The following is a 9,638-nucleotide window of genomic DNA, read 5'->3' as shown; positions in this document are numbered from 1 at the left end:
AATATCAACCATCAAGCAAGAGAGATGTTGCTGTTCGGGAGCATCAAAATCACGCTCTAACCTAAGCATAAAGGCCCGTCGATTCAGGATTCCGGTGAGTTCATCAGTCTCGGCAAGTTTTTTCAGTTCGACTTGATGCAGGTGAGCATTGGTGACTTCTTTCTCTTGCCACAGAACATACTTCACCCCACTTGAGAGGGTAATTGGCTTAAGAATAGCTTCGAACCAGCGCTCATCTTGCTCATTTGCAGCTTCCAGCTCTTCGATAGAGAGTAGTAATTGCTGGCAAGGCGTCATTGAGTACTGAAGTGTTTGACGCTGACCTGTTGTTAAGGCTTTTTGGCAGTGCAGTTGGAGTGCTTGCGCTATATCGTCAGGTAGGATTTCATCGAGTGAACGATTGAGATATCTATCAGTAGCGTTTAGGGTTGATGGGTTTGCTTCACCAAAGCTATCAACGATTTGCCCATGCTCATCGATGATCAACAGGCGATCAGGTAGCTCGCGGAGCATAAGACTCAGCCACTCATCCCTTTGCATATCAACCATATGGATTAATCCAAACCTAAACGTAATCGGTTATTATATCGACCACGTTACTCTTCGCAATCGTAATAGATCACATTATGTTGAATATTTGTGCAACTAACGGCTTTTTATAAAAAAGCCGAGTTTACTTGTGTAAACTCGGCTTCCTAAATTCAAAATAGAGTATGAATGATTAGTTCATGCCGTATTAACTACATACCAATCTAGGCTTGTCTTGCCTTATCTTTTTTAATCCATAGCAAACCAAGCTCTCACAATGGTTTATCTGTCTATTCCATTTCTTTTTGTCCCACTTTATCCTAGTTTGTATTAAGCAAAAACGGGGCGTTTAGTGGGGTGTTTATCTTGCTTGCATCATTGTAGCGATTACCCAGTTTTTGAAACTATGCGGCTAACCCGTTCTACCGTTTTTACCGTTTTTATTAGGTTTGGAGTATTAGAAATGCCATTGAGTGATTCAAAGCTACGCGCATTAATGAAAGGTCACGACAAAGACAGACCTACAAAACACGTTGATGGGCGAGGTCTGCATGTTAAAGCGTTCAGTGGTGGGACAGTTACCTTTTACTTTCGCTACAAGTACAACGGCAAAGATACGGAATGCAAACTAGGGAATTACAACCCTAAAGGCAGCTTGTCATTAGGTGAGGCGAGAAAGAAAGCCGAGCAATGCAAAGCATGGTTAGCTGATGGTCGAGATCCTAAAACAGAGTTAAAGATTAACCGCCTAAAAATCCGTGAAGCCGCAACGGTTCGCCAGTCCCTAGAGTATTGGCTAGATAAGTTTGCTGATAAGAATCGCTCTAATGCAGATAAACACCGCCAGCAATTCGAGAGACACATATTCCCGTTTATCGGTGAGTTACCACTAGAGGAAGTTACTACACGCCACTGGTTAAGCGTGTTTGATGATATTCGAGAGGGTAAACACTACAGAGCTGCACCAGTAGCAGCCGGTTATATTTTCGTGAATGTTAAGCAGGCACTTATCTACTGTAGAAAGCACCACTTTGCGACTACTCACGCACTGGATGATTTAACCGTAACTGATGCAGGCGAACGACAAGGAAAGAAAAACCGAGTTCTTAGCCAGTCCGAAGTTAGCGACCTTTGGGCGTGGTGTCACAACATTAAAAGTAATTGGTATTACGCACAATTAGCCAAGCTATTGCTTTCGTTTGGTGCTCGCACTCAAGAGGTGAGATTAAGCCAGATCAAAGAATGGGACTTAGATTCTATGGTTTGGACAGTGCCAGCAGAGCATAACAAGGTAGGCAAGAAAGCGCAGCAGCGCGGTGAGAGTGGCGATATTGTTAGACCCATCCCAGACGGACTAAAAAAATATATTCAAACGCTCATTGAACAAGCCCAAAAAGCAAAAAGCCCATATTTACTAGGTGAACTGAAACAATCGCCAGCAGTGGCGGCATGGGGTGGACTGCTACACAAAAAACTAGACCATGATAAATGGAATCTGCACGATTTACGCAGAACACTATCAACCAACCTAAACGAAATGGACGTACCGCCACACATAGCGGAATCACTACTAGGTCACACGCTTGGGGGCGTTCACGGTATTTATAACAGGGCGCAGTATCTTGAGCAGAAACGATCAGCGTTAAACCTTTGGCAATCAAAGCTAAATGGTATTGAAGAAGAATTGACGAACGTCATTAATTTTAAATAGAAGAAAACCCCGAGCAGCTACCAACTATCACGGGGTTTCAACCGACACACAAGCAAAGGTGAATCAGTATGAAAGCAAACATATCACTAAATGACATAAAGCGCATTTCCCATTTATTAACTCGCTCGCAGTTAATCACACTTATTTCAAACTTGGAGGGCTGATAGTGGCAGAGCAGAACTACAAACTAGGCAAGCAGCAGATAATTGATTTTTTCAATTTGGAATTTGAGAGTTATCGAGTAGAGAGTTTTAAGGATTTAGAACAGGCATTGCTTGATGAGTTAAAAAGCAAGTCGCTAGCAGCCTATGAGGAGCTAGGAAAACAAAGATCTGATTACGATAACTTAGCAGTTGAAAGTGAGAACTACATAGGTGAAATGCTTGGTTCAGCTTTCTTGGTTGTTCAGATTGCCAAACATTGGCTTGTTCATATTCGATATGAATACCCCGTTAGTTTTGATGAAGTATCTAATAACCACGATCTGCAAGCCAAAGATACAAAGAAAGGAAAGAATCTGTTCAATAGGGCAGATAAGGCATATCAAAAACTATTCAATGGTCTAGAGCATAGATTAGAGATCTTGCAATCCAACGAAACAATAAATGGTGAACCGTTAGAAAACTATTTGCTGAAACTAAAAGAAGCGCGTGACCATTATAACGCTGCATCTATGGCAGTGGGCAAACTACTAGACAAACTAGAGCCTCGTGATCTCAAAGAACCAATTGATAGCTTTGTTTGCATCATAGCTACATTGTTAGTCCGTATATTTCACACGACACAATCTAGGTTGCTTCCCAAAGGAGGCGATGCACCACTATATCGAGTGTTAAGCATTTTTGTGGAATCCACAGAACTAGCTAGAACAATGCAAAAGTATGGCGATGAACGCGCGGTTAAATCACCTATTCACCTTATATATTCCGATTTTCTTTAGGTGCGTATGTTCGGTTTTTTACTCTTAAAAATTAGCTAAAACCACGAATACAAGAATAAGACCCCGATAGCTAAAGTATCAGCATACACAACGCAACGAGACAAAAGGAGTTAAGTGTATGCCTGATAAATTAATTTCAATTACTCAAATGTGTGAGTTTCTAAACCGTGACCGTCGAACTCTGTGGGTTTGGGTGCGTGATGGGAAGTTTCCCGAGGGCATAAAGTTAGGGAACAGAACACTAGGCTGGAAGCCTGAAACCCTGAAAGAGTGGCTAGAACAGCAGGGAGCAGCTTAATTATGTTCACAGTTGATTCCCTGATGATCGAACAGCCAAAACTATGGGGCGAGGTTCGACAAATGCCAATGGATAAGCTGAAAACGCTTATTGATCTGATGAATGGTGAAACTTTCGAGCCAGCAGGCAGAGAGACAGCCAGCAAGCAAGTAGACAAAGAGGATGCATTAATCAGCAGTCTGAGACTTGATTATTTGATCCCTATTGAATCAGCCAAAACGGGCAAAGGTAACAAGGTTCTACACCTAATGACGAAAAGCGGATTGCATGACTTACTAAGCAACCGCAGCACCCAGAAAAAGCTATTAAAGCAAAAGCTGGATAAGGAGCGAAAGGACAGAGCCGAAGGGAATATTAAACGTTCAATAGAGCAGCATGGTTACGAGTGGACGCTTAAACGAGTGAAAGCAGTAAATCGAAAGCTACACGCAAAGCAGAAAAAACCAGAGCTAGAAAATTGCAGTCATTGTGACTATGAACAGCTAGCTAGCGATCTGTTTTATGGCGGTTGTATTAAGTGTGGAGGCTTCAATGATAACTAAACCACCACGACCGAGAACACATGCTTTCAATCAGCAGCATAAAGAATGGATTCAGCAATCAGATACTAGCGTTTTATCTAAGATGCATGATCTAGGTGTTCACATTAACAAAGCTATTTTAAACGGCTTTTTCTGGACGTTATCAAAGTCAAAGCAAAGAGCGGTTATAGAAATGATTGCAAGCCACACGAACACACCTAAAAAGCAAGTTCGTACACTGTTAGATAGCAAAAAGCCCACTGAAAAACAGCAGGCTCTTTAGGTAAATCTGGTTAGCGGTAGAAGTTTGGCGACAGAAACCGTTAACCATCTTCAATAGGAAATATTAGTCTATGACGACTCAAGATTCATCTATTTTAAGTCAGTTCGTGAATTTAGAAATGCAGTTTACTACTGGCTCAAATCATAATGAAACTGATAGTTTCACCCTTATTAATTTGAATGACCTTATTCATGCTATCGAGAACCCAGCAGATCTAAGCCAGTTCAAACCCGATGCGAATAACAAATTAAGACAAGCTAAATCCAATTGCCCTTGGTTTCTTCCGTCCGATGTGGCGACCAGCAAGCGAAAGGATGCGGTAGAAAAACACAATCATTACACTTGCTTGGTTGCTGATATTGATGATGGTGACAGCCTACTAGAGGCGATAGAAGCCAACCTTAAAGGTAATGGAATAGACTGTTACTACATCTATTCAACGATGAGCAGCAAGCCAGAGGATAAACGCTGGCGTGTGGTTGTTCCAATTGCTCAAGCGGTAGACCTTGATCACTGGCAGGCACTGCAAGCGGCTTTAGTTATCTCATTAGATGGTGATGATTGCACCAGCCGAAGCCAGCAGATTAGCTATTTACCAGCATTAAGCTATTTCAATAAAGACCATTATCAATTCAAGATTGAGCGAGGCGAACCGCTGGACGTTTTTCAATCTTACTTTGCACAGCAAGCGGCTTTATTGGCAGCAGAGCAAGCAAAAGAGATCGAAGAACAAGCAGCAAATACCACAGCAGCAAAGCCGAGAAATATTAGCCTTTCTATGGGGCAAATATCCCCTATTGATACATTTAACCAGTTGAACGATTGGAGAGTTTTATTAGCTAAATATGGCTATAAAAAACGAGGTAAGAAATGGTTACACCCCCAAAGCACTAGCGGCATGGCTGGCGTGTTTATTTCCTATCGTGATGATGTAAACGGGCGTTATGTTTCAAGCCATACAAGCGATCCATTAACAGGATACAGCAGAGATAAGTTCGATCTGTATTGCCACTATGAACACAACGGCAATTTTGAAGCGGCACTTAAACAGCTAGGCGATGAGCTGAAAAATGAAAACGGGGTTTCTATTAATACTCACAACCAACGTTTATTTATGGCTGCAAATGATGGGAACAGCGCACAAATGCAGGTGGCAGAGTTACATGAATTTAGAGACTTAACAGCACAGCAAGATCAGTTAGTGTGGGAAGAACCGAAGCCGTTTAATGTTCAATTGCGACCAGTACCAGAGTTTAACGCTGATGAGTTACTACCTAAGCAGCTAAGGGCGTATGTAGTTGATCATGCATATAGAATGGATAAAGCACCGATTGATTATGCGGCTATTAGTTGCGTTATTGCCGCGGGTGCGCTTATCGGTGGCTCATGCGAAATTCAGCCAAAGGAAAAGGATACAGGCTGGCGGTTAGTGCCTACGTTATGGGGTGGCGCAGTTGGTCAGCCAAGTACGAAGAAAACCCCATCTTTAGGCTGTGGGCGTAAGTTATTAGAGCACGCGCAAAAAAAAGTTATAGATAAACTCAACGCTGAAAAGCTGGATATTTACGAATTAGAGATTGAATTAGCGGCAGAGCTTGAAGAAGAAGCCAAGCTCAAAGCAAAAGAAGCATTAGCGGCAGGTGACAGAGCCAAGGCGTTAGAAATCAAAAGACAGGCGAAGCGCCAAACACCAGAGCCGCCAAAGGTTCGCAATGTGGTGATTAATGATTCAACCAGTGAAGCGTTAGCGATGCGACTAGAGAAAAATCCGTTAGGCGTGTTGGTATTTCGAGATGAGCTAAGCGCATGGCTTTTAGCTATGGATAGAGCAGACCGACAACACGAACGTGGTTTTTATTTGGAAGCGTTTAACGGCTTTGGTTCATACAGCCAAGAGCGTGTGACTCGAAAGAATATAGAGCTTGATCGTGTAATTGCTTCAATTATGGGCGGCATCCAACCAGCTAAGATCACCCCACTATTAGCAGGAAAAGAGAACGGAACGGGTGACGATGGTTTATTAGAGCGACTATTACAAATGATGGTTTACCCAGATTTTCACGGCATGGAATATGTAGACCAAGCACCTAACATCATGGCAGAAATGACCGCTAAATCAGTGTTTGAAGCCTTAGCCTATCTTGGAGAAGCGGATCAGCCTTTAGTTTGCAGTTTTGATAGTGAGGCGCAGAAACTATGGACGGAATACGCATCTAACATGGTGAAGCGTGAAAAGTCAGCCAGTAACCAACTACAAAGCATGTTAGGTAAATATACGGCTCTTTGTGCAAAGCTGGCATTAGTATTTCACTTACTTAATGAATGTGGTTCTACGTTGGTGGGTGAATCACCAGAGCCAAGTAATAAGATCGGCATTGAGCATTTAGAGCGTGCTATTAAATGGATGACTTATTTAGAGGCTCATGCTTTGCGAATTATGACTTTCTTTAAAGTTGAGCAAGAACTAGCACCAGCTAAATTATTGGTTGAACGCTTAGATAAACTAGGCGTATGCTTCACTAAAGCAGAGTTGAGTAAGCGAGATTGGAAAGGTCTGACGTCGATAGAAAACCGTGAAAATGCATTACAGGCACTTATTGAGCGTGGATATATTCAAGAAGTAACGACACCACCAAAAGGAAAAGGAAAAGCATTAGTTCAATACTTTGTTCATCCTAGCTACTTGAATAATTAACACACCAGACGGGATAGAAATGATCCCGTCTTTTTGTCACACCTCAACCCAACTTGTGTCCAGTTCATCAATCGCTTGTCGAGCGTATTCGCGTTCACGCATGATCTGTTTGTTCTTGAGCTTATTGATAGAGTCTTGAGACTGGCTAACGCCCAACATAGCTTGGGGATTACGTCTTTCTGTAGCAATTGGGATATGTGGCAGCCATGGATCAACACCACGCTCGATCAGGTAGTCGCAAAACTTGGTTTCCCCAGCTGGAACGGTAGTATCCTCGCCCTCGCTATCTGAGCCATGCCAGAGATCAACCAGTGTCCCAGTCTTAGCAGATGGGCAACGCTTTTTAATATACCGATGCAATGCCGTTGCTGTAATGCCGACAATCTCAGCTACCTTTTTTACTTTCATTAACCTTTGTTCTGACATAGGTTTATTAGTCATATGTGCCGCCTTGTTTATCGTGCTGTAACGCACGAGGTTAAACGATTGATTAAACTTGTGTCATTGCTTGCCTTTCCGCTTTGAAACCTCACTGCGAGCCGCCTACCATCAAAACAATTAGGTTCTGGAAACTATGATTCATTTCAAGGCAGTTTTGCCTGAGGTGCTTGCCTCTCGCAGTCAATGAAGCTCTACTAGAATAGTACCACATACAAAGGCAGTAATTTAGATATGCTTCCGTTTGTGAGGTTCAACACGCAACCCCCGTAAAACCCACATTTTTCAGATAATTGCCAATCCCCAAGAAACTATTTTTTGGTTTCCATTGGTTTACGGTTTTATCATACCTTAGTTAATTAACTACACACTAAATGATATTAAAAACAATAACTTAAACTCAATTAATCGTTTAGTGCGTCGATCTCGTTTGGTATAATTAACAGACAAATTGAAGGGGCTTAAAATATGAATTTCAAAACTAAACTACAAGAAATCGCAGCGGCTATCACTGGCATCAAAGCTGATAAATCAACACCTATCGAGCAACGCGCTAAACAACTAGCAGAAGCAAACGCTATGCGTGAATTGCTAGAACTAGAGCAAGCAGAAGCCGAGTATCAAGCAAAAATTGACGCGCTTATTGGTGATGCACAATCAAAGGTAGATAAAGCAGATACGCACCTTAAACGAACCAAAGCAGAAGCTAGCCAAGTTAATGCACTGGCGGTTAAGGCTAATGAGCAGTTAAAAGAGCTTATCGAGACACTGGAGGCAATGTCGCAAGCTGGCAACGGTGGCAAGCTAAGTGCCGCGCAAATCGTAAAGGCGTGGAAATTCTACGCAACGTCTCACCACGTAGCCGATCTAGTTAACATGGATAGCCAATCCTACAATCCGCATTTCGGTAATTTTGAGCCAATCAAACCACACACTGCATACGAAACAACTAAGGCAACAAAGGAACTAGAAGCGGCAAAAGCTAATCTTGACCACGTAAAGGCTAACGCTGACGAGATCTTAAATCCTGCGCCTGTTCAAGTTGAAGAAAAAAGCCCTATTCAGTCTTATGTGGTAGACCTACGAGAGTCAACTCATACAGATCGCTGCGATGAACCAGAGCCGCACAACCACACTTCTGGTAAGCCTGCCCGCATGGATGCCGACGATGTAATGTAACCCCCAAACCTAGCCGCCTATCCCCACTGTGGCGGTTTTTTCTTTGGAGTAAAGCCATGTATTCAATAACACCGGAACAAGCAAGGCGACAACTAATCGCAAGCATTCCAAAACTTCAACAACAAGCCGAGAAGTTACGCGTAAAAGCGGCAGAATTGGACGCAGAGATCGCCCTTTATCAATCGTGGTCAACTCCACAAAGTAAGCCATTGAGCGAGGCACAACTCGCAATAAACGCAGCTAAGAAGCTGAAACAGCAAGGCGACAAAGATCTTGATACCTTAAAGGCTGCTAGGTCACTGCGAACCTCAATAACCGCATTAAAAACAATGCGCAATATTGCACAGTAAATAGCGAAGGGGCGAGCATGGAGATTAAAACTTTTTTCACTTCTCAAGAACTAGATAATTTAGCGCGAGCAGTGGCGGCTGATTATCACACGAAGCGCCCACGTTACTGGTTATCAAGGTTTGGCGGTGCGGTGTTTGCCGGTCTTCCGTATAGCGATCCATTCTACCTACTCGCTCAAGATTACAAGGCTATGCGGGCGGAGGCGCAAAAGTTGGTTAACTCACTCAAGCCGCCTAAATCACAAGTCAGTGTGATTAATGATTTAAGATTTCAATTTAGAAAATAGGTGAACAATGAAAAGCAAAATACTTTTATCAGTTGGTTTATTGGTTGCAGTTTGTGTGGGGTATCAGCTAGGGCGTGAATTAGCGTGCTACCAAAATGACAGCCAGCTCCAGATAGGCGGTTTAGTTGTTGAGTGATTGTGGAAGCCCCAATAATGGGGCTTTTTCTATTTTCGCTTTTTATCTTCTCGGTCTTTCTTCACACGAGCCATGCGATCGGCTAAAGGCTCATTGTCATTAACATCAAACAAATCCATTCTGCCTAGCTTCCATCGTGCAATGCCAGCGCCAACCAGCACGCAGACGAATAATCCAACACCAATCAATGCACCTTCGATCATTTTGCTTTCTCCATATTTCGATTGTTATTATCACAGTAGCATATGGCTTTGTTATCTTGAAAAAGTTTT

11 protein-coding genes and 1 pseudogene are annotated in these 9,638 nt (G+C 42.7%); 9 read left to right on the top strand and 3 right to left on the bottom strand.

The genetic code is table 11. From position 1 onward, the window contains the following. Nucleotides 1-549, bottom strand: a pseudogene (locus tag QTO00_RS08950) (GGDEF domain-containing protein); the annotation flags it as partial. Nucleotides 550-991: 442 nt separating this feature from the next. On the opposite strand from QTO00_RS08950, the gene QTO00_RS08945 reads away from it, so the two are divergent. The 6 genes from QTO00_RS08945 to QTO00_RS08920 all read left to right on the top strand — a co-directional run bounded on the left by QTO00_RS08945 (nucleotide 992) and on the right by QTO00_RS08920 (nucleotide 6,976). Beyond that, on the top strand, nucleotides 992-2,239 hold the full coding sequence (locus tag QTO00_RS08945; RefSeq protein WP_331424373.1) for a tyrosine-type recombinase/integrase: 1,248 nt from the start codon (nucleotides 992-994) through the stop codon (nucleotides 2,237-2,239). Nucleotides 2,240-2,405: 166 nt separating this feature from the next. Next, nucleotides 2,406-3,179 carry a hypothetical protein gene (locus tag QTO00_RS08940; protein WP_331424371.1) on the top strand — a complete coding sequence of 258 codons (774 nt, stop codon included), beginning with the start codon at nucleotides 2,406-2,408 and terminating at the stop codon, nucleotides 3,177-3,179. A gap of 118 nt (nucleotides 3,180-3,297) precedes the next feature. Continuing rightward, a complete protein-coding gene (locus QTO00_RS08935) occupies nucleotides 3,298-3,477 on the top strand; it encodes a helix-turn-helix transcriptional regulator (protein ID WP_331424369.1) in 180 nt (59 codons plus the stop codon). A gap of 2 nt (nucleotides 3,478-3,479) precedes the next feature. After that, complete coding sequence (locus QTO00_RS08930) at nucleotides 3,480-4,019, top strand: hypothetical protein (protein WP_331424368.1); 540 nt, start codon at nucleotides 3,480-3,482, stop codon at nucleotides 4,017-4,019. Beyond that, on the top strand, nucleotides 4,009-4,281 hold the full coding sequence (locus QTO00_RS08925) for a hypothetical protein (protein ID WP_331424366.1): 273 nt from the start codon (nucleotides 4,009-4,011) through the stop codon (nucleotides 4,279-4,281). Before QTO00_RS08930 ends, QTO00_RS08925 begins: the two co-directional genes overlap by 11 nt. Nucleotides 4,282-4,351: 70 nt before the next feature. Continuing rightward, nucleotides 4,352-6,976, top strand: a complete 2,625-nt coding sequence (locus tag QTO00_RS08920; protein WP_331424364.1) for a DUF3987 domain-containing protein — start codon at nucleotides 4,352-4,354, stop codon at nucleotides 6,974-6,976. 36 nt (nucleotides 6,977-7,012) lie between these two features. On the opposite strand, the gene QTO00_RS08915 is transcribed toward QTO00_RS08920, so the two are convergent. Beyond that, entirely contained in the window at nucleotides 7,013-7,417 is a 405-nt protein-coding gene (locus QTO00_RS08915; protein ID WP_331424363.1) for a hypothetical protein, read from the bottom strand. A gap of 465 nt (nucleotides 7,418-7,882) precedes the next feature. Here QTO00_RS08915 and QTO00_RS08910 point away from each other — a divergent pair, with 465 nt between their 5' ends. From QTO00_RS08910 to QTO00_RS08900, 3 genes are read left to right on the top strand one after another with little or no spacing between them, the layout of a single operon-like run. After that, nucleotides 7,883-8,593 carry a hypothetical protein gene (locus QTO00_RS08910; RefSeq protein WP_331424362.1) on the top strand — a complete coding sequence of 237 codons (711 nt, stop codon included), beginning with the start codon at nucleotides 7,883-7,885 and terminating at the stop codon, nucleotides 8,591-8,593. Between the two features lie 56 nt (nucleotides 8,594-8,649). Continuing rightward, nucleotides 8,650-8,943 (top strand): hypothetical protein, encoded by a 294-nt coding sequence (locus QTO00_RS08905; protein ID WP_331424361.1) that lies wholly within the window; start codon nucleotides 8,650-8,652, stop codon nucleotides 8,941-8,943. Between the two features lie 17 nt (nucleotides 8,944-8,960). Then, nucleotides 8,961-9,230: a hypothetical protein gene (locus tag QTO00_RS08900; RefSeq protein ID WP_331424360.1), complete on the top strand. Its 270-nt coding sequence runs from the start codon at nucleotides 8,961-8,963 to the stop codon at nucleotides 9,228-9,230. Nucleotides 9,231-9,395: 165 nt separating this feature from the next. Here the strand turns inward: QTO00_RS08900 and QTO00_RS08895 are convergent, their stop codons facing one another. Continuing rightward, a complete protein-coding gene (locus QTO00_RS08895; RefSeq protein ID WP_331424359.1) occupies nucleotides 9,396-9,569 on the bottom strand; it encodes a hypothetical protein in 174 nt (57 codons plus the stop codon). Nucleotides 9,570-9,638 lie beyond the last annotated feature (69 nt).

This window comes from Vibrio sp. M260118 (assembly GCF_036533755.1).
Lineage (GTDB): Bacteria > Pseudomonadota > Gammaproteobacteria > Enterobacterales > Vibrionaceae > Vibrio.
Note: the sequence above shows the minus strand (reverse complement) of the source record. Positions and strands in the feature narration are given on the sequence as shown.

Excerpts from the sequence above, each read along its gene's own strand:
- QTO00_RS08945 (WP_331424373.1), top strand. The coding sequence starts at position 992 with ATGCCATTGAGTGATTCAAAGCTACGCGCATTAATGAAAGGTCACGAC.
- QTO00_RS08935 (WP_331424369.1), top strand. The coding sequence starts at position 3,298 with ATGCCTGATAAATTAATTTCAATTACTCAAATGTGTGAGTTTCTAAAC.
- QTO00_RS08930 (WP_331424368.1), top strand. The coding sequence starts at position 3,480 with ATGTTCACAGTTGATTCCCTGATGATCGAACAGCCAAAACTATGGGGC.
- QTO00_RS08925 (WP_331424366.1), top strand. The coding sequence starts at position 4,009 with ATGATAACTAAACCACCACGACCGAGAACACATGCTTTCAATCAGCAG.
- QTO00_RS08920 (WP_331424364.1), top strand. The coding sequence starts at position 4,352 with ATGACGACTCAAGATTCATCTATTTTAAGTCAGTTCGTGAATTTAGAA.
- QTO00_RS08915 (WP_331424363.1), bottom strand. The coding sequence starts at position 7,417 with ATGACTAATAAACCTATGTCAGAACAAAGGTTAATGAAAGTAAAAAAG.
- QTO00_RS08910 (WP_331424362.1), top strand. The coding sequence starts at position 7,883 with ATGAATTTCAAAACTAAACTACAAGAAATCGCAGCGGCTATCACTGGC.
- QTO00_RS08905 (WP_331424361.1), top strand. The coding sequence starts at position 8,650 with ATGTATTCAATAACACCGGAACAAGCAAGGCGACAACTAATCGCAAGC.
- QTO00_RS08900 (WP_331424360.1), top strand. The coding sequence starts at position 8,961 with ATGGAGATTAAAACTTTTTTCACTTCTCAAGAACTAGATAATTTAGCG.
- QTO00_RS08895 (WP_331424359.1), bottom strand. The coding sequence starts at position 9,569 with ATGATCGAAGGTGCATTGATTGGTGTTGGATTATTCGTCTGCGTGCTG.